This window comes from Myxococcus xanthus (assembly GCF_006402735.1).
Classification (GTDB): domain Bacteria; phylum Myxococcota; class Myxococcia; order Myxococcales; family Myxococcaceae; genus Myxococcus; species Myxococcus xanthus_A.
The window spans coordinates 7,069,683-7,092,131 of the sequence record NZ_CP017174.1; the positions used below are offsets into that span (position 1 = coordinate 7,069,683).

Annotated in this window: 22 protein-coding genes; 10 read left to right on the plus strand and 12 right to left on the minus strand. The window is 69.5% G+C overall.

Features of this window, described 5'->3' with window-relative positions; genetic code table 11:
- Positions 1–50: 50 nt before the first annotated feature.
- From BHS09_RS28935 to BHS09_RS28950, 4 genes are all read left to right on the plus strand, one after another.
- Positions 51–806: a glutamine amidotransferase gene (locus tag BHS09_RS28935; RefSeq protein WP_140799641.1), complete on the plus strand. Its 756-nt coding sequence runs from the start codon at positions 51–53 to the stop codon at positions 804–806.
- A gap of 17 nt (positions 807–823) precedes the next feature.
- Complete coding sequence (locus BHS09_RS28940; RefSeq protein WP_140799642.1) at positions 824–1,276, plus strand: hypothetical protein; 453 nt, start codon at positions 824–826, stop codon at positions 1,274–1,276.
- Between the two features lie 15 nt (positions 1,277–1,291).
- On the plus strand, positions 1,292–1,750 hold the full coding sequence (locus tag BHS09_RS28945) for a hypothetical protein (RefSeq protein WP_140794661.1): 459 nt from the start codon (positions 1,292–1,294) through the stop codon (positions 1,748–1,750).
- Positions 1,751–1,868: 118 nt separating this feature from the next.
- Positions 1,869–3,095: an AI-2E family transporter gene (locus BHS09_RS28950; protein ID WP_140794662.1), complete on the plus strand. Its 1,227-nt coding sequence runs from the start codon at positions 1,869–1,871 to the stop codon at positions 3,093–3,095.
- Positions 3,096–3,098: 3 nt separating this feature from the next.
- Here the strand turns inward: BHS09_RS28950 and BHS09_RS28955 are convergent, their stop codons facing one another.
- Together BHS09_RS28955 and rho are read right to left on the minus strand one after the other, a co-directional pair.
- Positions 3,099–3,413 (minus strand): hypothetical protein, encoded by a 315-nt coding sequence (locus BHS09_RS28955; protein ID WP_140794663.1) that lies wholly within the window; start codon positions 3,411–3,413, stop codon positions 3,099–3,101.
- Positions 3,414–3,438: 25 nt separating this feature from the next.
- Entirely contained in the window at positions 3,439–5,067 is a 1,629-nt protein-coding gene (gene rho, locus BHS09_RS28960) for a transcription termination factor Rho (RefSeq protein WP_174258923.1), read from the minus strand.
- A 529-nt stretch (positions 5,068–5,596) separates the two neighbouring features.
- Between rho and ligA the strand changes: the two genes are divergently transcribed.
- From ligA to BHS09_RS28990, 6 genes are all read left to right on the plus strand, one after another.
- Positions 5,597–7,615 carry an NAD-dependent DNA ligase LigA gene (gene ligA / locus BHS09_RS28965; RefSeq protein WP_140799643.1) on the plus strand — a complete coding sequence of 673 codons (2,019 nt, stop codon included), beginning with the start codon at positions 5,597–5,599 and terminating at the stop codon, positions 7,613–7,615.
- Between the two features lie 3 nt (positions 7,616–7,618).
- Positions 7,619–7,918: an acylphosphatase gene (locus tag BHS09_RS28970; RefSeq protein ID WP_140794665.1), complete on the plus strand. Its 300-nt coding sequence runs from the start codon at positions 7,619–7,621 to the stop codon at positions 7,916–7,918.
- Complete coding sequence (locus tag BHS09_RS28975; protein ID WP_140794666.1) at positions 7,915–8,358, plus strand: DUF3052 family protein; 444 nt, start codon at positions 7,915–7,917, stop codon at positions 8,356–8,358. The genes BHS09_RS28970 and BHS09_RS28975 overlap by 4 nt, the downstream gene beginning before the upstream one ends.
- A gap of 551 nt (positions 8,359–8,909) precedes the next feature.
- The gene (locus BHS09_RS28980; protein WP_140794667.1) at positions 8,910–11,708 is read left to right on the plus strand and encodes an Rne/Rng family ribonuclease; all 2,799 of its coding nucleotides are present in this window, start codon (positions 8,910–8,912) and stop codon (positions 11,706–11,708) included.
- A gap of 426 nt (positions 11,709–12,134) precedes the next feature.
- Positions 12,135–13,520: a YhjD/YihY/BrkB family envelope integrity protein gene (locus tag BHS09_RS28985; protein ID WP_237077541.1), complete on the plus strand. Its 1,386-nt coding sequence runs from the start codon at positions 12,135–12,137 to the stop codon at positions 13,518–13,520.
- Between the two features lie 125 nt (positions 13,521–13,645).
- Positions 13,646–13,999: an HU family DNA-binding protein gene (locus BHS09_RS28990; protein WP_011555596.1), complete on the plus strand. Its 354-nt coding sequence runs from the start codon at positions 13,646–13,648 to the stop codon at positions 13,997–13,999.
- Between the two features lie 11 nt (positions 14,000–14,010).
- Here BHS09_RS28990 and BHS09_RS28995 read toward each other — a convergent pair whose 3' ends face one another.
- The 10 genes from BHS09_RS28995 to BHS09_RS29040 all read right to left on the minus strand — a co-directional run bounded on the left by BHS09_RS28995 (position 14,011) and on the right by BHS09_RS29040 (position 22,435).
- Positions 14,011–16,077 (minus strand): flagellar biosynthesis protein FlhA, encoded by a 2,067-nt coding sequence (locus BHS09_RS28995; RefSeq protein WP_140799644.1) that lies wholly within the window; start codon positions 16,075–16,077, stop codon positions 14,011–14,013.
- Positions 16,074–17,123, minus strand: a complete 1,050-nt coding sequence (locus BHS09_RS29000; RefSeq protein ID WP_140799645.1) for an EscU/YscU/HrcU family type III secretion system export apparatus switch protein — start codon at positions 17,121–17,123, stop codon at positions 16,074–16,076. Before BHS09_RS29000 ends, BHS09_RS28995 begins: the two co-directional genes overlap by 4 nt.
- The gene (locus tag BHS09_RS29005) at positions 17,120–17,914 is read right to left on the minus strand and encodes an EscT/YscT/HrcT family type III secretion system export apparatus protein (RefSeq protein ID WP_140799646.1); all 795 of its coding nucleotides are present in this window, start codon (positions 17,912–17,914) and stop codon (positions 17,120–17,122) included. Before BHS09_RS29005 ends, BHS09_RS29000 begins: the two co-directional genes overlap by 4 nt.
- Positions 17,911–18,180 (minus strand): flagellar biosynthetic protein FliQ, encoded by a 270-nt coding sequence (locus tag BHS09_RS29010; protein ID WP_011555600.1) that lies wholly within the window; start codon positions 18,178–18,180, stop codon positions 17,911–17,913. The genes BHS09_RS29005 and BHS09_RS29010 overlap by 4 nt, the downstream gene beginning before the upstream one ends.
- Before the next feature lie 4 nt (positions 18,181–18,184).
- Positions 18,185–18,916 carry a type III secretion system export apparatus subunit SctR gene (sctR, locus tag BHS09_RS29015; protein ID WP_140794672.1) on the minus strand — a complete coding sequence of 244 codons (732 nt, stop codon included), beginning with the start codon at positions 18,914–18,916 and terminating at the stop codon, positions 18,185–18,187.
- Positions 18,913–19,335 carry a flagellar biosynthetic protein FliO gene (locus BHS09_RS29020; RefSeq protein ID WP_237079893.1) on the minus strand — a complete coding sequence of 141 codons (423 nt, stop codon included), beginning with the start codon at positions 19,333–19,335 and terminating at the stop codon, positions 18,913–18,915. Before BHS09_RS29020 ends, sctR begins: the two co-directional genes overlap by 4 nt.
- 8 nt (positions 19,336–19,343) lie before the next feature.
- Complete coding sequence (gene sctQ, locus BHS09_RS29025; protein ID WP_174260597.1) at positions 19,344–20,489, minus strand: type III secretion system cytoplasmic ring protein SctQ; 1,146 nt, start codon at positions 20,487–20,489, stop codon at positions 19,344–19,346.
- Positions 20,490–20,636: 147 nt separating this feature from the next.
- Positions 20,637–21,020 carry a hypothetical protein gene (locus tag BHS09_RS29030; protein ID WP_237077543.1) on the minus strand — a complete coding sequence of 128 codons (384 nt, stop codon included), beginning with the start codon at positions 21,018–21,020 and terminating at the stop codon, positions 20,637–20,639.
- 115 nt (positions 21,021–21,135) lie between these two features.
- The gene (locus BHS09_RS29035; protein WP_140794675.1) at positions 21,136–21,939 is read right to left on the minus strand and encodes a flagellar M-ring protein FliF; all 804 of its coding nucleotides are present in this window, start codon (positions 21,937–21,939) and stop codon (positions 21,136–21,138) included.
- Between the two features lie 10 nt (positions 21,940–21,949).
- Positions 21,950–22,435, minus strand: a complete 486-nt coding sequence (locus BHS09_RS29040; RefSeq protein ID WP_140794676.1) for an ATP-dependent helicase HrpB — start codon at positions 22,433–22,435, stop codon at positions 21,950–21,952.
- Between the last annotated feature and the right edge of the window lie 14 nt (positions 22,436–22,449).

The following is a 22,449-nucleotide window of genomic DNA, read 5'->3' on the forward strand; positions in this document are numbered from 1 at the left end:
CTGGCCAGGAACGGACACGCGGGGCACGACACGGTAGGAATGGGGATGCAATGCGGCAACCTACGGCGGTGAAGAACGTCCTCTTGCTGAAAGCCGGTGACGCGGCCGAGCCCGTGCGCGTCTCCGTCGGCGATTACGACCGGTGGTTTCTGCAAACCATTGGACTGTCCGGCTACCACTTCGACATCGTGCTGGCGCACCGGGGCGCCCCCTTGCCCACGCGCGCGGATGGCTACGACGCGGTGATGATGACGGGCTCGCCGCTGTCGGTGACGGCGCTCGATCCGTGGATGAAGCGCGCCGCGGACTTCATGGTGGAGGCCGGTGAGCGGGGCACGCCCGTGCTGGGCGTGTGCTTCGGCCAGCAACTCCTGGCGCATGCGTATGGCGGCCGCGTCTCGCGCAATCCCCAGGGGCGGGAGACGGGCAGCGTCGAGGTGACGCTCACCGAGGCCGGAAAGCAGGACCCGCTCTTCGACGGCGTGCCGGAGCGCTTCATCGCGCAGGCGACGCACGAGGACATCGTCTCGCACATCCCCGACGGCGCGCAGGTGCTGGCGGGCAACGCGAACACGGCAGCGCAGGCGCTGGCCTTCCGCCCCAACGTGCGCGGCGTGCAGTTCCATCCAGAGGCCGGCGTGGACACCCTTCGCGCCGTCATCGAGGCCCGCCGGGAGGGCCTGGAGCGGGCCTCCGTTGCGCGAGGCGCCGCGCCCGGCGAATACGTCCGTCAGCTGCTGGCGGGCCTCACGCCCTCTCCCGCGGGCCGCAGAATCCTGCTGAACTTCCTCGAGCGCTTCACCTGACCTGACAGAGGCCTTCCGTGTCCCGTCTTGCCCTGCCGACCCTGCTCCTCGCCCTGCTCACCACCGCGTGCTCGGAAGACCTCTGCACCCAGGCGCCCCGCTGTGACGACTCGGAAGCGCTCAACTGCGAGCCGGAGTGCACCGTGGGCCCGTGCTCCAGCGGCCCCATCCTCCAGGCGTGCACCGAGCGCACGACGTGCACCGTCGTCCCCGGAGACCGCAACGACGCGCGCTTCTACCGCTCCCGCGCCGTGTGCGCCGTCACCCTGGAGGCCTGCGACCCAACGACCGCGGCCCCGCCCACCTGCGGGAGCGACCGCTTCGTCACCGGCTGCAGCGCCTACCGCCGCGACATCCGCGTATCCTGCTCCCAGTCGGCGCTCTACTTCGCGCAGGTGCCCGCCTGCTGCCAGGGCCTGGGCACGGACGACGGCGGCACCGACGCGGGTACGGCCGACTCCGGCATTTGAGGTAGAGAAGAAGCCATGGCGTCGCGCTGGGACCACCTCTTCGACCTCAAACCGGTTTCCCTGCTGGAGCACCTCCTGGAAGAGGTGGCGAAGCTGCTGCACAAGGACCTGCAGCAGTGGCCACCGCCCGTCGAGGAGCTGGACCTGGACACCGGTGGCCACTTCGCGCCGCTCTTCACGGAGCCACGGCCACGGCCGTCCCGAGCCGTCTACACGGAGGCGTTCCGGCTGGCGCAGTGGGAGCTGGCGCGCGAAACGGACGCCTACGACGACTACATGCGCAACAAGCGTTACCTGGAACGGGGCCTGGTGCCGGGCGACCGGCTGCCCCTGCTGTTCCTCAGCCGCTGGCTCACCGAGCAGATGCTGGGCCTGGGCGAGTCCACCCAGGGCCGGGTCAAACGCAAGCACATGCGCGACTGCCTGGAGCGGCTCCAGTCGAAGCTCGGTGCCTTCCAGGTGCCCAGCGCCTGAGCCGCCGCCGGGTGGCCCGGTGAAATGTTGAACGGGCACCATCCCCTCCCGGGACGGGGGCGGGGCACTCACGTGGCAGCCCTTGTCACCGGGAAGGCACTGCCGTAAGCCAGACCGCATGTCGCAGCAGCCTTCGGACTCCACCGCCTCCGCCAACCGACGCAAGCGCCTGCTCCTCCTGGGAGTGCTGTGGCTGAGCATGGCGCTGGTCCTGTTGGCCTTCCGCTCGGTGGTGATGCCCTTCGCGGGCGCCGCGCTCATCGCCTATCTGGTGCAGCCGCTGGTGGGACGCATCTCCCGGGTGAAGGTGGCCGGCCGTCCGGTGCCGCGCTGGGCGGCGCTTCTGCTCATCTACGCCGGCTTCTTCGTGGGCGTGTACCTCTTCATCGTCGCGCTGGCGCCGCAGCTCTACCGCGAGCTGTCACGCGTCAGCCGTGAGGCGGTGACGTTCGCCAACACGCTCACCCCGGAGCACGTCCAGGAGCTCGCGCAGCGCGCGGAGACGTGGCTCAGCACGCGAGGCATTCCGGTGGCGCTCTCCAACCGCGCGCTGGAGGGCGCGGACGCGGGGAGCAGCAACGGAACCTTCGGCTTCGCGCTGGATTTGGAGCAGTTCCTGGGGGACGCGGTGAAGCGCGTGTCCATCCTGGTGCAGGAGAACCTGGGCGACATCGTCAACGTGTCCCGCAGCATCGTCACCAGCGTGGCCGCGGGCGTCTTCATGCTCTTCTTCGTGCTGATGGTGGCCGCGTTCTTCTCCATCGACGCGCACGCCATCCGCCACTACTTCGGCACACTGATTCCGCCGGAGTACGCCACCGACGCGCGGCAACTCCTGGAGCGCATCGACCGCTCGCTGTCCGGCGTGGTGCGCGGGCAGGTCACCATCTGCATCGTCAACGGCATCCTGACGTTCATGGGGCTGCTGCTGTTCGGCGTGAAGTTCGCGTTCCTGCTGGCGACCATCGCCACCTTCTTCAGCCTCATCCCGATTTTCGGCACCATCCTCAGCTCGGTGCCCATCGTCCTCATCGCGCTGGCGGACGGCTTCCAGAAGGGGCTGGCGATTCTGGCGTGGATCATCGGCATCCACGCCCTGGAGGCGTACTTCCTCAACCCCAAAATCATGGGGCAGGCGGCGCACCTGCACCCCGTCATCGTCGCCTTCTCCCTCATCGCCGGAGAGCGGCTCTTCGGGCTGATGGGCGCCCTCTTCGCGGTGCCCGTGGCGTCCGTCCTGGTGGCGTGCTTCGACTACGCGAGGCTCAAGGCCCAGCCCGCGCCCGCGGTGGCCCTGGCCACGCCCGGCCCGCTGCCCGCTGAACGTCAGCCGCCCGCCGCCTGAGCCCTACTGGCAGGCGGCGGCGCAGCGCGCTTCACGGCAGGTGGGGATGCAACGCCCACAGTCGATGGAACCCTCCGGGCAGCCACTGGTACAGGGGGCGCGGCAGGTCGGACCTTCGTCCGCGTGCGTGACGGCGGTTCCCAGCCCACAGCACGCGTTGGCCACGCAGTCGTCGTCCGTGTAACACGTCTGGTCGGACAGCACCGGGGGCACGTCCCCCAGCGGCAGGTCTCCCAAACCGTCACACCCCACTCCACCACCGCCCAGCGTCACCCCCAGCACGAGGGTGAGCAGGCGGAAACGTCCGTGTCTGAGCAATGGACACTCCTTGCTCAGACAATCTCTACCGGTTCATCGACCCGAGGAAGTCCGCATTCGACGCGGTGGGCCGCATGTGTTTGAGCACGAACTCCATCGCGTCGATGGGGGTGAACGGGTGGAGCACCTGCCGCAGGGCGGTGATGCGCACCAGGTCGCCCGGACCGAGCAGCAGCTCCTCCTTGCGCGTACCGGACTTGTTGATGTCCAGCGTCGGGAAGATGCGCTTCTCCATCAGCTTCCGGTCCAGGACGATTTCGGAGTTACCCGTGCCCTTGAACTCCTCGAAGATGACTTCGTCCATACGGCTGCCGGTGTCGATGAGCGCGGTGCCGATGATGGTCAGCGAGCCCCCCTCTTCGATGTTGCGCGCGGCGCCGAAGAAGCGCTTGGGCTTGTGGAGCGCGTTGGCGTCCACGCCGCCGGACAGAATCTTGCCGGACGCGGGCACCACCGTGTTGTAGGCGCGCGCCAGACGGGTGATGGAGTCCAGCAGGATGCAGACGTCGTACTTCTGCTCGACCAGGCGCTTGGCCTTGTCGATGACCATCTCCGCCACCTGCACGTGGCGCGTGGCGGGCTCGTCGAAGGTGGAGGAGACCACCTCGCCGCGCACGCTGCGCTCCATGTCCGTCACCTCTTCCGGGCGCTCGTCCACGAGCAGCACGATGAGGTACACGTCCGGGTGGTTGCGGCTGATGGCGTGCGCGATGTTCTGCAGCAGCACCGTCTTACCGGCCTTCGGCGGCGCCACGATGAGGCAGCGCTGGCCCAGGCCGATGGGGCAGAACATGTCGATGATGCGCGTGGTCATCTCCGACGACTCATGCTCCAGCTTGAGCTTGCGCGTCGGATAGAGCGGCGTGAGGTTGTCGAACAGGATGCGCTCGCGCGCCGCGTCCGACATCGGGTCCGTGAAGTTGACCTTGTCCACCTTCTGGAGCGCGAAGAAGCGCTCGCCCTCGCGGGGCTGGCGGATGGGGCCCGTCACCGTGTCGCCAGGGCGCAGGTTGAAGCGGCGCACCTGCGACGGGGACACGTAGATGTCGTCCGGGCTGGGCTGGTAGTCGCTGTCCGCGCTGCGCAGGAAGCCGAAGCCGTCGCTGAGCAGCTCCAGCACGCCCTCCGCGTGGACCTCGAAGCGCTTGTCGGCGATGCCGCCCAGCAGCGCGAAGATGAGGTCCTGCTTCTTCAGTCCCTGGTACCCCTCGATGCCCACGTCGTGGGCCATCTTCGAGAGGTCCGTGATTTTCATCCGCTTCAGGTCATTGAGCTTGATGACCTGCATGGGCTCGCCGTCCCGGGTGACTTCCGTGATGGCGGGAGTCTCAGGGGGCTCCGGAGCAGGCGGCAGGGAGGCGGCCGGCTCTTCGGACTCGCCGGAGATGCGAGCCTCCTGGAGGTCGTCGTCCCGCACCGGGCGGGAGATGGGGGTGAGCACCGGACGGGGCGGCTCGGCGGGGGCCTCCTCGACCTCGGCGCCGGACTCTTCGTCGCGGCGGGCGGCGCTGCGGCGAGCGCGCGGGGCGGGCTTCTCAGCCTCGTCCCGCTCCACCGTCTTCGCGGCGCGCTTGCGGCGTGGCTTCTCCGTGTCGGCCTCGACGGCGACATCGGTGTCGGCAGCCTTCTCTCTCGAAGTACGGGCTTTACGCATGTCTGTAACGCTTGGGAGGAATGAAGCGCCCGAGGACTCGGACGGGTGAAATGGCGGGGGGAGATGTCCGCGCTGCCCTCGGAAGCACCTTCCAGGAGGACGGCCCCGCCGGAATCCCAGGAAGGGACTGCGCGGGCGTGAGCCTTGTGGTTGGGAGAAGAGTCGGCGCCGTCGGATACGCCTGCGCCATGAACCGCGAGGGACGTTATTGACCCCCTCCTGGCCTGTCAAGGCATCTTGAGGGCCACGGTTGCAACGCTTCCAGCTGAGCAACACGCGCCCCCGGGGCCCCATTTCCAGTCGGCCGTGCGGGCCTTCTGGAGTCCCCTGCCCCGGACTTGAGGACCCGGCGGGTCGGCGCGCGGACAACGCCACTGCCAGCGACAACACCGGACCCTCCAGGTCCGCTTCCCCTCAGGGCGGGGTTCACGCGGAGACGACGACCGACCTTGTCAGTCGGGAACCGTAGAGTGGCCGCCTTTCGAGGCACGCGCCGCCGCGCCGTGTTTTGGAGTAAGGACCGCGAACCGTGGACGACTTCCAGAAAGCCGCAGCCCGAGCCCGTGAGCTCCACCGTGAGCTGGCGCACCACAACTACCGTTACTACGTCCTCGACTCGCCCGAGGTCAGCGACGCGCAATACGACAAGTTGATGCGCGAGCTACAGGACCTGGAGGCGAAGCATCCGAGCCTCCAGACGCCGGATTCGCCCACCCAGCGCGTGGGCGGCGCGGCGGCCGAGGAGTTCGGCGAGGTGGTGCACCGGGCGCCCATGCTCTCGCTGGCCAACATCTTCGAGGACCAGGGCCTCATCGAGTTCGACGAGCGCATCCGCAAGCTGGTGGGCCTGCCGGGCATCACCTACGTCTGCGAGCCCAAGCTGGACGGACTCGCCATCGCGTTGCGGTACGAGAAGGGCGCGTTCGTCCAGGGCGCCACCCGGGGCGACGGCACCACCGGCGAGGACGTCACCGGCAACCTGCGCACCATCCGCAGCCTGCCCATGTCGCTGTTCCCCCAGGACGGCGTGAAGGTGCCGGACGTGCTGGAGGTCCGCGGCGAGGTCTTCATCCGCAAGAAGGACTTCCAGAAGCTCAACGAGAAGCGCGAGGAGGAAGGCGAGCCGCTCTTCGCCAACCCGCGCAACGCCGCCGCCGGCAGCCTGCGCCAGTTGGACCCGCGGATGACGGCCGCCCGGCCCCTCTCCGTGTTCCTCTACGAATGCGTCCCCGGCGATGGCGTGCCTGTCTTCAAGACGCACATCGAGAAGCTGGAGTACCTCAAGACGCTGGGCCTGCCCATCAACCAGTACCGCCGCGCCGAGGGCCTGGAGGGCGTGCGCGAGGCCTATGACGCCTCCCTCAAGGGCCGCCACGAGCTGCCCTTCGAGGTGGACGGCATGGTGGTGAAGGTCGATGACGAGGACCAGCGCAAGCGCCTGGGCCAGGTCTCCAAGAGCCCCCGCTGGGCGGTGGCGTACAAGTTCCCGCCCGAAGAGGAGTCCACGGAGGTGATGGACATCGGCATCCAGGTGGGCCGCACAGGCGCGCTGACGCCGGTGGCGCACCTCAAGCCGGTGAAGGTGGGCGGCGTCACGGTGGCGCGCGCCACGCTGCACAACGAGGACGAGCTGCGCCGCAAGGACGTGCGCCAGGGCGACACCGTCTTCGTGCGCCGCGCCGGTGACGTGATTCCGGAAATCGTCTCCGTGGTGCTGTCCAAGCGCCCCGCGGACTCCGCCCCCTTCGAGTTCCCCAAGCACTGCCCCGTCTGCGACGCGGTGGCGACCAAGGACGAGGACGGCGCCATCATCCGCTGCACGGGCGCCTCCTGCCCCGCACAGCTGGTGGAAAAGATTCGCCACTTCGCCAGCCGCCTGGCCATGGATATCGAAGGTCTGGGCGACAAACTGGCCGCGCAGCTGGTGTCCACTGGCAGGGTGAAGGCGTTCGCGGACCTCTACGCGCTCACCAAGGAGAACCTGCTGACGCTGGAGCGCATGGGCGACAAGAGCGCGGACAACCTCATCGCGTCGCTGGAGCGCTCCAAGCAGACCACGCAGCGCCGCTTCCTCTATGCCCTGGGCATCCGCCACGTGGGTGACGCCACCGCCAAGGCGCTGGCGGAGGCCTTCCCCCAGTCGGAGACGCTCTTTGAGGCCAGCCTGGAGGACATCTCCCGCGTGAAGGACGTGGGCCCCATCATGGCCCAGGTCATCCACACCTTCTTCCAGGAGCCCCAGAACCAGAAGGCCATCCGCGCGCTGCTGGCGGCGGGTGTCCAGCCCGCGGCGCCCCAGGTCGCCACGGGAGGTCCCTTCGTGGGCAAGTCGGTGGTGCTCACCGGCGCGATGACGGGTATGACGCGGGAGCAGGCCAAGGAAGAGGTCGAGCGCCGGGGCGGCAAGGTCGCCGGAAGTGTCTCGCGCAAGACCGATTTCGTCGTGGCCGGTGAGGATGCGGGCAGCAAGCTGAAGAAGGCCCAGGAACTCGGGGTAAGAATCCTGGACGAGCAGGCGTTCCTGCAGATGTTGCAGACGAACACTTAGAGGATGGGGCGGTCCATGAGTGGCACGCGGCGAGCCTCGCTGCGCATCGAAGGCAAGGTGCAGGGCGTCTTCTTCCGGGAGAGCGCCCGCGTTGAGGCCACACGCCTGGGTCTGACAGGCTGGGTGCGCAACCGGCCGGACGGGGCCGTGGAGGCCGTCGTGGAAGGGGAGCCCGCCGTGCTCGAGGAATTCATCCGTTGGTGTCATCGCGGTCCGACGCAGGCCCGGGTTTCGGGCGTTCAGCGCACGGACGGCGAAGCCACCGGCGAGTTCAGTCACTTCAACGTGGAGCGCACGTCATGACGCCCTACGCGCTGGCCTCCCTCCCGGCCATGCTGGGCATCCGGGCCGGGTCCAAGGTCTCCGTCATCAACCCGCCGCGGGGCTTCGTTCAGAAGCTCAACCCGCTGCCGGATGGGGTGGAGTTCCTCATCACCGCGGTGACGGGTCTGGATGTCATCCTCTTCTTCACCGAGGACCCACAGGAGTTGGTGCAGCGGCTGCCGGCCCTGGCCCGCGCCATGGCCCTTACTGGTGGCATCTGGGTGTGCTGGCCGGGGGGCGAAAGCGCCCGCCGGGGCCTCTCCGAGGACTTCGTCCGCCACGCGGCCCTGGACATCGGTCTGGTGGACAACAAAATCTGCACCATCGACGCCACCTGGACAGGCCTCCGGCTGGTGAGGCGGCCCCGAGGGCGACTGGACAAGCCAGGGGAGCGCAAGCAAGCCCCCGCCCAGGCCTGATGCCCTGCCGGGTAGCCGCCCGGCATCTGCCTGACAGTGGATGGAAGCCGTTTCTCGGCTTTACACACCCGGGGGGCCGTGAAAAACTCCCCGTGTTTCTGGACGGTTGTGTGACGCCCCGCGTTGTCGGGGGTCGACGTCTGGTAGGGATTTTGACGGGTTGCGTTCCCGGCTCCTCCGGGCGCGTCAGCCGCACCGAGGCTCCAGTCGCCCCCCCAAGGTGGCCCACGATGGGCACCGACCGGGTGTGGATAGAAGAGCGGGCGGCACGCGCGTCGTGGGGAAGCTCGAACGCGTTGTGAAGACAAGGCCTCGCCCGGCACGGTGCCGGTCGCAATGCGGGGCGCCAATGAACTCGGAGGAGCAGGCGGTGGTCCCCTCGGTCCTCGACAGCGCGCCCCCAGCCGCACCCGGCATGCCCGGGCCGGCGTCGCTCGCTGTAGGCCCGCCGGAGGCCGCCTCTCCCTTCGCAGCGCGCTCGGAGGCGCGGCGTCTCGCCGCCGCCCGTCCGGTGAGGTCCGCCCTACCGCGCGCGCCAGCAGGATTCATCCATGAGCAGCATCCTGGTCATCAACGCCGCGGGTCGCGAGACGCGCGTCGCGCTCGTCGAGGGCGGACACATCGCGGAGTTCTACCTCGAGCGTAAGAAGGACAAGGGCGTCGTCGGGAACATCTACAAGGGCCGCGTCGTCCGGGTGCTCCCCGGCATGCAGGCCGCCTTCGTGGACATTGGCCTGGAGAAGGCCGCGTTCCTCTATGTCAGCGACGTCGTCTACGACCCTGACTTCGCGCGAGCGCAGTTCGAGCTGACCGAAGGTGAGCACGAGGATGCGCCGGACGTCCCGGACGAGTCCGAGGCCGAGGCCGCGGAGGCCGCCGCCCGGCACGCGCCCCCCCGTCACGTGGAGCCGGAGCCGGAGGACGCCCAGTTCGAGCCTGTCGCGGCGCCCACCGAGTCCCTGCCGCGCGACACCGCCCTGGAGCTGGCCGCCAACGCCCCGACGGTGACGCCGCCGGGCGCGGAGACGCCGGTGGCGCCCGCGGAGGAAGCGCCGGCCGCCGGGTCGGAGACGGTGGTGGCCGCCGAGCCGGCCGCGCAGCCCGTCACGCCCGAGCAGATTGTCGCCGTCGAGCCGTCCACGGCAGCGCTCGTGGAGGCCGCGCCTGCTCCGGTGGGTGGTGAGGCCGAGGCCGCGCCCTCCTCCGAGCCTCAGGTGACCGAGGCCGCCGTGGAGCCCGCCGCGAAGGTGGAGTCGCCCGAGGCGGCGCTGGCCGTTGCCGCGGCGTCCGAGCCCGCCGCGGCCGTGGTGGAGACGCCCGTGGAAGCGGCCGAGGGCGAGGCCACCGGTCTTCCCGTCGAGCCCCCTCCGCCCGCCGCCGCCGCGCTGGGAGACATCATCCCCTCGCCCGCCGCGGAGGGCGCGCAGGCCGCGAAGCCGTCCGAGGTCTCCGGCGAGCGCCGCACGCCGCGCGAGGCCCGTGAGGCGCGTGAGCCCCGGAGCCGGGAGAAGGAGCGCGGAGAGAAGGACAAGGGCCGTCGGCCGCAGGAGGAGAAGCGCCGGGGCGACAAGCGCGACGAGGACAAGGAGAAGGCCAAGCCGCGCCGCACCGACAAGATTGAGGACCTGCTGAAGGTGGGCCAGGAAGTCGTCGTCCAGATTTCCAAGGACCCCATCGGCACCAAGGGCGCGCGGCTCACCTCGCACATCTCCATCCCCGGCCGTCACCTGGTGTTCATGCCCACGGTGGACCACGTGGGCATCAGCCGCCGCATCTCCAACGAGAAGGAGCGCCGGCGTCTGCGTGAAATCGTGGACCGCCTGCGCCCGCCCGGAACGGGCTTCATCGTCCGCACCGTCGCGGAGAACGTGCCGCAGGAGAAGCTCGAGAGCGACATCCGGTTCCTCATCGAGGTGTGGAACCAGGTGGTGCGCAAGAACGAGAAGCGCGGCGGCCCCGGCCTGCTGCACCCCGACCTGGACCTCATCCTGCGCGCCACGCGTGACCTCTTCGCGCACGACGTGGAGAAGCTCGTCGTCGATGACCGCGAGGAGTACGAGCGCATCCTCGGCTTCGTCACCGCGCAGGACCCGGCGCTGCGAGACAGGGTGGCCCTGCACGAGGGCGATGACACCGTCTTCGACGCGTACGGCATCGAGCAGGAGCTCCAGCGCGCCACCCAGCGCAAGGTGTGGCTGAAGAGCGGCGGCTACCTCATCATCGACCAGGCAGAGGCGCTCACCGCCATCGACGTCAACTCGGGCCGCTACGTCGGCAAGAAGAGCCTCGAGGAGACCATCACCAAGATCAACGTCGAGGCGGCCAAGGAGATTGTCTACCAGCTCCGGCTGCGCAACATCGGCGGCATCATCATCTGCGACTTCATCGACATGGAGAAGGCGCAGAACCGCGACAAGGTCTTCAAGGCGCTGCAGGAAGCGCTGGGCCGAGACAAGGCCAAGACGAACGTGCTGCGCATCTCCGAGCTGGGCCTCGTGGAGATGACGCGCAAGCGCGTGCGTGAGTCCATTGGCCGCATGCTCCACGAGGACTGCCCGTACTGCGACGGCAACGGCTTCGTGAAGACGGCCACCACCGTGGCCTACGAAATCTTCCGGGAGATTCGCCGCGAAGCGCCGGGCTACAAGGACTCCACGCTGGTCATCAACTGCAACGCGGAAGTGGCGCGCCTGCTCCAGGGCGAGGAGCGCAACGAGCTGCGGCACCTGATGGACCGGTACAACAAGTCCATCCAGGTCAAGGCGCAGCAGAACTACCACCGCGAGCAGTACGACATCTACGGACGCTCGGCCTCCGGCCCGGAGCACAAGGTGGCCTCGTCGCCCGGCTCGGGTGATGGCGAGCTGGCCATGCAGCAGCGCAAGCCCGACAGCAATGGCGGAGGCTACGGCCGCCAGGAGCAGGGCCGGCGCGGCGGTGGTGGTGGTGGCGGCGGCGGTGGTGGCAGGGACCGGGGTGGTGAGCGCGGCGGCGAACGCTCCGAGCGCAGTGAGCGGGGCGGAGACCGTCGCGAGGGCCGCCGCGAGGGCCGGGGTGGTGGAGACCGTCCTCGGGGTGGCGAGCGGGGCGACCGTTCCGAGCGCGGTGGGGAGCGTGGCGAACGCTCCGAGCGCGGCGGCGAACGGGGCGAACGCTCCGAGCGTGGCGGCGAACGGGGTGAGCGCGGCGAGCGTCCCGAGCGCGGCGAGCGGCGTGGCGACCGCGGCGAGCGTGGAGAGCGCGGCGGTTCGCAGAACACGTCTGGTGGAGGCGAGAACGCGGGTGGCTCGACGCCGCCTCCGCCTCCAGCCTCGGGTGGTGGGTCGGAGCCTTCGGGCGGCACGACCTGAGTTCTTTCCGCCGGTCAGTCGTCGGCGCCCTGCCCTGCCGGTGGTTTCAAGGCCGGGGCCGGGAGCCGGCGGCGCTGCACGCCTCGCGCCCTCTTTCCGCCGGGGCAGTAGCTGGCGCCCTTCCCTGAGTGTGGATTCAAGGCCGGGGCTGGGCGCCCGCGGCACTGGCCGGTGCATACGAAGCCCCGCACCGTGTCGGCTTGTGTACGCTGGCAAGCCACCTCAAACCGGGGTGGGCTGGCCCTGGCGGCCGCGGATTGGCTAGCGTGAGCGTCCAAGCCCCAAGGCGGTTCCCGCCTCGCGGCCCGGCCATGTCACACGGATGATGTCCTCGCGCTCCGAGCACGTATCGCCCCGTCTGGGGCCACGTTCCCTCCGCCTTCGTCAGGCCCGCGCCTGGCGCGGCCGGGCCTCTTGAGGGAATCGGTGAAGCTGACGCCCCTGCCGTGGCTCCGTCACTTCCACGAGCGGCTGGCCGCCCAGGCCACCCGGCTCTGGGCGCCCCTGCAGCACACGCCCGTGGGGCTGTTCGCGACGGACACCTTCCTGGCCGCGAAGACGGTGGCCCAGGGCTTTCGCGGGGAGAATCTCCGGCTTCGGGCCGCCGCGCTGACCTACGTCAGCATGTTCTCCCTGGTGCCCCTCCTGACGGTGGCGCTCGTGCTGCTGACCGCCTTCCACCAGGAGGAGTTCAAGGAGAAGCTGCGCTTCGTCGTCAGCGAGGTGCTCAACCCCGGGGTGCGCGGCAAGTCCTCTCAGTTCCTCGACCGGTTCCTGAACCCCACGAACACCGTCGCCATTGGCAGCGTGGGCTTCCTGGCGGTGCTCCTGTCCGCCGGCTCGCTGCTGCGGCAGCTCGACGGCGCCGTCAACGAGCTGTGGGGCATCCGGCGGCAGCGGCCGTGGCGCATCCGGCTGCTCATCTACTCGGGCCTCTTGCTCGTGGGCCCCTTCTTCCTCGCGCTGTCCTTCTCCGGGACGGGCAAGGTCCGCGTCTTCCTTCAGAGCCACGCGCCCTACGCCAGCGCCTTCATCCTGCTGGGCACCACGCTCGTCACCGTGGCCAGCCTCACCCTGCTCTACTACTGGACGCCCTACGCGCATGTCCGCGTCCGGTCCGCGCTCGCCGGAGGCCTGGTGGCCGGCCTGGGGTGGACTTTCGCCAAGCAGGTGTACGCCGCATTCGCGGAGCGCAGCTTCCAGTACAACCCCCTCTACGGTTCGCTCGGCGCGCTCCCGTTGTTCCTGGCGTGGGTCTACGTGAGCTGGCTGTTGGTGCTCTTTGGCGCCCGGCTCTCCTATGCCGTGGAACACACCGCCTTCCGGCACTCCCTCTTCGCCTTTGGAAGCCACCCGCGCGCGCACGAACTGGTCGCCGCCCGTGTCGCCCAGGAGGCCACCCTGGCCTGGGTGGACGGACTGCCGCCTCCCTCGCCGCGCGAGCTGGCGACGCGGCTGCGCGTCCCCGAGTCGCTGGTCCACGAGGTCGTCGACCGCATGGTGGCCGCCGAGTTGCTGGAGCGCCTCCGCAAAGGGGGCCTGCGTCCCGCGAAGGACCCGGCTGCCCTCACGCTGGCGGATACCACGCTCGCCGTGCACGGTGTGATGCTCACCGGCGGCGCGGAGGGATGGAACGGGCCACGGGCGCCCGGATTCGAACAGATGGAGCCCATCTTCCAGGCAGCTGACTGCGCCGGTGTCGACCTGCTACGTCGCACCCGATGGCTGGACCTGGTGGTGCCGCTCCGCCCAGGACTGGCCGAGCCTGCTCCCGCCCCTCCACCCAGGGTGGCCGCAGGGGGAAATCCGTAGAGGTTCTGGGTGGTTGGAAGCTCACCCTGCTTGCACGAAGGATGCGTTCTGTTATGTTTTCAGGATTCGACCACGGGCCAGAGCGCCCTGTTTCCAAGGGGTCACCGGGTTTGCGGGAGCGTCCGATGCTCAAGTCCGATCTGATCAACATCCTCGTGGCCAAGAGGGGCGTGACGCAGAAGCAGGCTGAGGCCACCATCGAGACGATTTTCGAGTCGATGAAGGATGCCCTCTGCCGCGGCGAGAACATCGAGATTCGCGGGCTCGGTGCCTTTCACGTGAAGAACTACCAGGGCTACCAGGGCCGCAACCCGAAGACGGGTCAGGTCATCCCGGTGAAGCCCAAGCGCGGCCTGCTCTTCCGCACGGGCAAGGAGCTGCGCGACCGCGTGAACCGTCCGGCGCCCCAGCAGGCCCAGACGGAGCTGCCCCCGCTTCCCGAAAGCAAGGGGCCGGGCAACACGGGCACGGGGCTCTAAGCCCACCTCCGTCAGCGCCCCACCGCCACCGGTGACAGCCGGCCGATGGGGCGAATCTGGAGGGCCCCATCCAGTTCGCCATAGGTGAGCACCGCGACGTCCGGAAACGCGCCCTCGCACAGTCTGCGCAGGGGCCGCCGGACATCCGGAGCGGTGAGCAGCACGGCCCGTCCCTCGGTGGCCACCTGCCGCACGCCTTCGAGGATTTCCGCCACACGCTCCGGGTCGGGCGCCAGCCCTCGCGGGCCCATGCCGCGCAGCACCTCTTCCACCTCCGGGTCCACGAGGTACGCGTACAGCGGCCCGGTGGGCGCGAACTTGTGGCTGAGGTACCGCCGCAGCGCCTGCCGGCAGCGCTCCGCGAGCGCGACGGCATCCCCTTCCGTCGTCGGCGACACCAGCGCCTCCAGGATGGCTCGCAAGTCCCGGATGCTGACGCCCTCTTGGAGCAGCTTGCGAAGCACATCTGTGAGCAGCGGCAGCGGCACCTTCTGCAGCGCCTCCTTCACGAGCACGGGCGCCTGCGCCTCCAGTCCCTCCAGCAGTCCCTGGACGTCCTGCAGCCCCAGCAGGTCCGCGGCGCGGACACGCAGGATGGCGCGCACGTGGTCCGAGACCAGCTCTCCCGGACGCCGCAGCGGCACTTGCGCCGTCTCCAGCAGGACCCGAGCCGACTCTGGAATGCGGCTGATGACCTTCCCGCTCGAGGGCTCCGTCGCGGCCTCCGCGCTCAACTGGAGGAACGCTAGTTCGTCCGGAGGCGCCAGCGCGTAGAGCGCCGCCGGCAGCACCTGCCCTCCCCCCGCTGGCACTTCGTCCACCAGGACGCGGTACTCGCCCGGGCCCAGGTAGGCGGCCTGCGTGCGCACCCGGATGCCGGGCACCCGAACCCCCAGATCGAAGAACAGCTCGTCCCGCACGCCGTTCAACGTCTTGTGGACAAAGGCCGCGCCCTCCGCTTCGGCCAGCACCGTCAGGTCGGGCGCCAGGTCCAGCGTGAGCGGGGAGACCCCCACGGGCGACGCGGCACTCTCCGGTGGGGCTCCAGCCGCGCCAGGCGCCACGCCTTCCGCGGGCGCGCCTGCTTTCTCTTCGACCTTCGAAACGCCCGCGCGGCTCAGCACATGGCCAAGCCCGCCCAGGCCTCCCGCCAGCAGAAGGAACGTCACGTGCGGCATTCCCGGCATGAGGGCCAACGCGACGCACAGGCCCGCCACCACCCAGAGCGTCCGCGCCTCTCCGAAGAACTGGGCCCCAATCTCCGCCCCCAGTGTGTCCTCTTCCTTCTCCGAGGCGACGCGCGTGACGACGAGGCCCGCGGCCACCGCGATGCACAGCGAGGGAACCTGGGACACCAGCCCGTCACCAATGGCGATGAGCGCGAATGTCGACGCCGCCTCGGCCAGGGGCATGCCTCCCTGCAGCACACCAATGACGGTGCCTCCGAGCAGGTTCACGGCGACGATGACCAGGCCCGCAATCACGTCCCCCTTCACGAACTTCATCGCGCCGTCCATGGCGCCGAACATCTGAGACTCGCGCTCCAGGTCACGCCGCCGGCGCCGGGCTTGCGCCTGGTCGATGGCGCCCGCGCGCAGATCCGCGTCGATGGACATCTGCTTGCCGGGCATCGCGTCCAGCGTGAACCTCGCGGACACCTCCGCCACCCGCTCCGCGCCCTTGGTGACGACCAACAACTGCACCAGCGTGAGGATGGCGAACACCACCGCGCCCACGACGTAGTCGCCCCGGACGACGAACTCACCGAAGGCCTGGATGACGTCTCCCGCGTGCCCCTCCGCGAGCGCGAGCCGCGTGGAGGACACGTTGAGCGCCAACCGGAACAGCGTGGTGAACAACAACAGCGTGGGGAACGACGTCACCTTCAAGGCGTCCCGGGCACGCAGCGCGGCCACCAGCAGGGAAACCGACGCCGCCAGATTGACGGCGAGCCCCGCGTCCAGGAGCCACGCGGGCAAGGGGATGATGAGCGCGCCCAGGACCGCGGCCATGGCAATCGCCAACACCACGTCCGAGGAGTTTCGCGCCTTCAGCAATACCTTCATGAGGGGGTTCATGACGTCTGTCTCCGTGGATGGCCGTCCAGTTCCCGCGCATCCATCGCCGTGCGCAGGACGACCGCCGCCGCCTGGTACAGCTCCTCCGGAATGGGCTCGCCCACGTCGTAGTGGATGAGGCTGCGTGCCAGCGGGATGTCCCGCACCACCGGAATGCCTAGTCGGCGTGCCTGCTCCCGCATGGCGAGCGCATCCCCTTCCCGGGCCTTGGCCACGAGATAGGGCGCCTCACATTCGTCGACGTCGTAGCGGAGCGCGACCGCGATGTGCGTGGGGTTGACGACCACGGCGGTCGCCTTTTGCACCCCGCGTGCCGCACCGCCCTGCGAAAGCTGGCGATGCAGGGCCTTCCGCTGCCCCTTGTGCCGGGGGTCGCCTTCACTCTCCTTGTACTCGCGCTTCATCTCCTCGCGAGTCATCATCAAATCCTTGATGTGGCGCCGCCAGGCCAGCGCGTAGTCCCCCACGCCCAGCACCACCAGCAAACAGGCCAGGCGGCTCGCGAGTCCGGACACGTGCGCGACCACCAGGCTCAAGCCCTCCGTACCGCCCAGCCACGCGGTCTTCATCGCATCCGGAGCGGCCTCCTCCGCATCGCTCCAGACGAGCGCCCCCACCAGGCAGACAATCAGCAGCGTCTTCGCCAGTTCCACCCAGGGGCGCCAACTGAAGAGCCGCTGCATGCCCGCCACGAGACTGATGCGCTCCAGCTTCGGCTCGACATGCTGGAGATCGGCTTCCAAACCCACCGTGGCCACGGACACGAGCAGCGCCGCGGCGAACGCGCCCCCCAGCACCGGGCCACAAAAACGCGCGGCAATCCAGAGCCCTTCCTGCCACGCCCCAAGGTCCTGCTGTCCCAGGAAGAGGTGCTCCGTCCATGCCTGGAGCCTCGCCATGCCCACTGGCGCGGCCTCCGTGAGCCCGAACAAGCCACCCGCCGTCACCGCGCTGGCGTTGAGCAAGCGGCTGCGGGGAATCTGTCCTTTGCGCCGTGCTTCACGAAGGCGCTTCGCGCTGGGCTTCTCTGTCTTCTCCCCACTCACCGCGCCACCTCACCCAACAGCGCCAGCGCGCCTTCCACGGACAACACGCCCGCCAACAGCCGCTCACACAACACGCCCGTCCCCAGCCACAACAAGGCGCCCCCACCCAGAATCTTCAGCGGCGTCCCCACCTCCTGAAGATTCACCTGCGGTGCCGCTCGCGAGGCCAGGCCCAGGAAACAGTCCACGGTCAGCACCGCCGCGGCGATCGGCGCCCCCACCGCCAGCCCCGTGGCCATGGCCGCGCCCGCCAGCAGGACGACATGCAGCGTGCCCGCCTCGGTTGGAACGAAGGCGCCGAGCTTCACCACACCGAACCCACGCAGCACGCTGGATGTGACGAGCGGCCACATGCCACCGGAGACCACCAGCGCCACCAGCAGATGGTAGAGCCCCTCCCCTGCCGCGGACTCACGGCTCCCCGCCAGGGGCAGACTCGCCTCGGCGGAGGTTCCACGGAGCAGGTCGATGAACCGGCCCCCCATGCGCGCGGCATCGAAGGGGAGTGCCGCGACCAACCCCACGGACGTGCCGAAGAGCAGCTCGCGAATCACCAATCCGCCCAGGGCCACCGACGACGTAACAGGCGCATCCAGCACCACGCCCGCCTCCACCCGGAGGAAAAGCGACAGGGACAGAACCAATGCCAGGCGGACCATCGTCGGCGTGGCCTGCCCTCCCAGCAGCGGACACAGGAACGTCATGGGCAGCAGCCGCGCGGCACACAGAGCCACCACGATGATGTCCGGCCCCAGTGACTCGAGCCAGACGCGGAGCGGCTCCAGATTCATGCCGCGACCTCGGAGATGAGCATCAGGAGCTGGTGGGTGAAGCGCGTGAGCTGCCCGGCAATCCAGGGCCCGGCGAGGACCAGTGCCAGGACGGCCGCGCACAGCTTGGGCACCACCGACAACGTGGACTCCTGAAGCTGGGTGGTGGCCTGGAAGAGGCTCGACAAGAACCCCACCACCAGGCTCGCGCCAATTGGCGGCAGCGACGCCATCACCATCAACAGCAGGGCCTCACGTCCCAGGGTGAGGAAGACGTCCTGGGTCATGGCGTCACCGGTAGCCGAGGATGAGGCCCCGCGCGAGCAGCGACCAGCCATCCACGGCGACGAAGAGGAGAATCTTGAAGGGTAGACTCACCTGGCTGGGTGACAGCGTCTGCATGCCCAGCGCGAGCAGCACGTTGGCAATCACCATGTCCAGCACGAGGAACGGGAGGAAGACGAGGAAGCCAATCTGGAAGGCTTCCTTCAGCTCGGTGATGACGAAGGCCGGAATGACGACGAAGAGGTCCGTCTCCCGCACCACGTCCATCTCCTCCACCGGCCGCAGCTCCCGCGCCAGGTCCACGAAGCGCGCTCGCTCCTCAGCGCTCCCGTGCTTGACCAGGAAGGCGCGCAGCGGCTCCGACACGCGGCTCGCGGCGGAGAGCATCTCCGCGCCGGAACCCGACGCCACCTCCGCGTAGGCCACCTGCCCGGCGTCGTACATGCGTTCCATCACCGGGGCCATGATGTGCCCGGTGAGCACCGCCGCCAGGCCCGTGAGCACGATGGTAGGCGGCGCCTGCTGCGTGCCCATGGCCGAGCGGGCCAGCGACAACACGACGGCGATCTTCGAGAAGCTCGTCAGCATCAGCACCGCGAACGGCAGCAGCGACATCACCGCGAGCATGCCCATCATCGACAGAGGGCTGCCCGCGTACGACATCCGCGACAGTGAGCTCTCCGCCGCGGCGGCCACGGCAGGAACCAGCAGGAGCGCTCCCAGCAAGCCGTGGCTCATGGCCCCTCCCGCCTGCCCCGAATCGTGCGGGACCTGGGCATGGGCCGCCGGGCCTGCGCCAGGACATCGCCAAACTCCGGCGCTGGCGCTGCCGTCTCGCGAATCTCCGCGAACGCGTCACCGAAGGCCACCAGGTAGCTGCGCCCATCCACCTCCACGAGCGCCACACCGCACCGCTGCGACAGTCCCGCTCGTGATACGACATTCAGCCGTGGCGCCATGGGTGCGCCCGTGACGACAGCGCCGCGCCGGTGCAACCACCACCCCAGCGCGGCCAGCGCCACGACGCCCAGCAACCACCGCGCGGCCACCATGGTGGACACCCCAGCCACCGGGCCCATCACCGCCAACCCCAGCACCAGTGCCCCCGCCAACAGCAAGCGCGAGCGCGGCGAAGGAACGAAACGCTGTGCATTCATGACGGGGCTCACGGCAGCAGCGCCAGGACGCGGGCTCCTACCTCGCCCTCGATTTCCACCAACTCGGCGCGGGCCACCGCGCGGTCTCCCACGCGCAGCACCACTGGCTCACTGACGTTGATGTGCAGGGGAAGCAGCGCGCCAGGCTTGAGCGCCGCGAGTTCCGACAGGGGAATCATCACCCGCGTCAGCTCGATTTCCACATCCACGGGCAGCGGAGGCATGCCCTCCTCCTGCTTGGTCACGGCCACCATGTCCGACTCCTGGGGAATCCCACGCCCCTGCGCGCGGGTCAGTGAAAAGCCCTCGGCGAGGAAGTCTCCCGAGAGCGCGAATCCGCGCGTCACCAGCCGCCCCGGCCCGAAGAGCTGGCCGGCCTGCTTGCGCACGCCTTCGAAGACGACGACGTCCCCCACCACGAGCGCGTCCAGAGCGTTCGCGGACAGCGGCGTCTGGCCTACGAGGCACCGGGCCTCCAGCGAGGCGGCCAGCACCTCTGGCGCGATGCCCGGCGCACGCTCCACCGGAAGCGCTTGGAACACCGTCTGGACCACCTGTGACGGCAGCAGCAACCGCGCGCCCGCGCGCGACTCGCCCACGGCCACCATCAGCTCAATGCCAACCAAGGGTTCGCGCGGGTCCAAGCGCGCCACCACGTCCGACCTGGACATCGTCACGCCCGCGAGCCGTGGACCGAGCCACGGGTATGCCCCGCCCGCCGCCCTCACCGCGGAGAGCGCGACCAGCAGGACATAGGCCAACGTCGACTCTTCCAACCGGGCCAACTCCGTCACCACGCCGGGCCGCTGCCCCGCGCCAGCGATGCGCTCCAGCCCCATGAAGGCGAGCGCGGGCTCCAGCTCCAGCACCGCCGTGCCTCCCACCGCCGACAGCTCCAGCAGCGCGAAAATCGCGGGCTCGCCCAGTCCGACCGAAGGCGAGACGACGGACTCCAGGAAACGGGCCTCCGCGTTCACCAAACAGCCGAGCTCCCGAGTCAGTGCCGTCGTCACCGCCTCCAGCGCATCCCGTCCGAGGCCCGCGGCCTGGGGCCGCTCCGCGAGCACGAGGTGCGCCCGGGTCAGCCGGCGCGTTCCCAAGCGGCGCAGGGGGCGGACCTTCCGGCTGGAGGCGTATTCGATACGGGTATTCATCGGTGGCTCCGCTGCTGCAACAGGACGCACCCCAACCATGCAGGGCCCCCGCCAGGGGCCGGGCTCGTGGAGTCGCGGGGTTGGGAAGGCATGGCATCCGTGCGCGGGACGCCGGGTACACGGGCCGGGACGGCGCCGCCTCCAGACTCAGCGCGTGGCCTCGCGAATCAGGCGCTCGGCCAGTGCCCCCAGCGCGGGAGGCACCTCTGACGCCTGATGCGCCAGACTTCCGTCGGGAAACAAGGTCCGGTGGTACGGAGGCAGACGCCGAAAGATTTCCCGGCGAAGCATGGGAGGCGCGTCACTCATGAGGCGCCGCAGCCGAGCAGCGGCATCAGCTCGTTCCCCGAACTCCACCGCCACCTTCGCCTGTCGCTGCGCGGAGGGCAGCGCGGACAGACGCTGGAGGTGCTCCCGCGCACGCACCGCCGATTCCTCGCCCAGTTCGCCCAGCAGGGTGCCCGCCCGCTCCCGCCCCAGCACCCACGCGACGAGCGCGAGGCGTTCGAGTGGAATCGGCAAGGGGCCCACGAGACGGGGCACCTCCTCGGTCGGTGCAGCGGCCCGGACGGACGCGGAGCTCCGGCCGGGCCGAGGCTTGCGCCCTACGCGTGTCGCATCCATGCGTTCGCTCTCCATGGACACCTCACGCCACCTTGCGCGCCGGTCCCGGTGACAACACGGGCCGCGCGGGTCCAGGCGGCGCGGACGGAGTCGGCGTCCGGTCGCGGTAGTGCCGCATCCGGAGCGTCACCAGCACCAGCGCTACCGACAGCCCCGTCACCATGAGGCCCAACACCGCCAGGAGGGCACGCAGTCGGGTCAGCGGAGACACGCCCACCACCGTCGGAGCCTCCACTCGGGTGGAGACCTCGTCCACCAACAGCGAGACGGCTTCTGGCGACAGGCCCTCCACACCACCCGCGAGGAGGACCTTCAACGTCTCGGAGGATTGCCGCACCCGTGCCGCATTGCCCGGCGCCACGCGAAGCATGGCCGATGCCTTCGATGGACCCGGGGCCTGTCCCACTCTCGGCGGCGCGGGCACCACCAGGTGGACGCGCGCGAGCAGCACCCCTTCCACGGATTGGAGCGTCTTCTCCAGGCTCCGCTCCATCACCCTCACTCGGCAGACGCTCTCCTCCACCGGCGTGCGCACCAGCCCGCCACCGCCGAAGACGTCACACCCCACTTCCTCCTTCAGCCTCGGCAGCCCCAGCTCCGACAGGATGCGGACCGCGTCCGAGGCGTGCTCGTCCGCCACCTCGATGGACCACGTGGGCTTCTTGCCCGCCTCGGGGACCTTGCGCGCGTCGAGCCCTCGCTCGACGAGCACGGATTGAAGCTCGTTGGCCTGCCGCTCATCCAAGCCATGCTGGATGCGCTCGCGGCAGGCCGTGACGCTCACGAGTAGGAGGACGAAGACAGCGCGACGGAAAAGCAAAAGCATCGGGTGCTCCTCAAACCTGGGTCTGGAGGACCTGCTTGACGCCGCCAGTCGCCTTCTCAACGACCTTGCCGGCGAGGTCGAGTTCCTGGCTCGCCCGGTAGACATGGGCCTGCAACGCGAGCAACTCCGCGGGCGTGAAGCTGCGGCCGGACTGCGCCAACTGAAGGATGTGGTCCAGCCGCTTTTGCGCCTGCCCCACCCGGTCCAACACCTGCGCCGCCTGCTGTGCTCGCGCCGCCTGCACCGAGTCCACGCGAGTGCCCGGCTTCACGTCCGCGCAGCCCGGCGCCGCGGGTCCCACCCCTTCGGCCCGGGAGACACCCCGCGGCGCCGCCGTGGGCGCGGGCTTCGGCGGCCCCTCCGTGGCCACCGGAACCCCTGTGCCCTTCGCAGGCCCCTTCACCTCGTCCAACACCTTGCTGAATCGCTCCCGGCTGGGCTCCACCGCGGGCGACGCGCCCGCTCCCCCCACCGGCCCCAACGTGTCCATGGCCATGGCTGGTGTCGCTC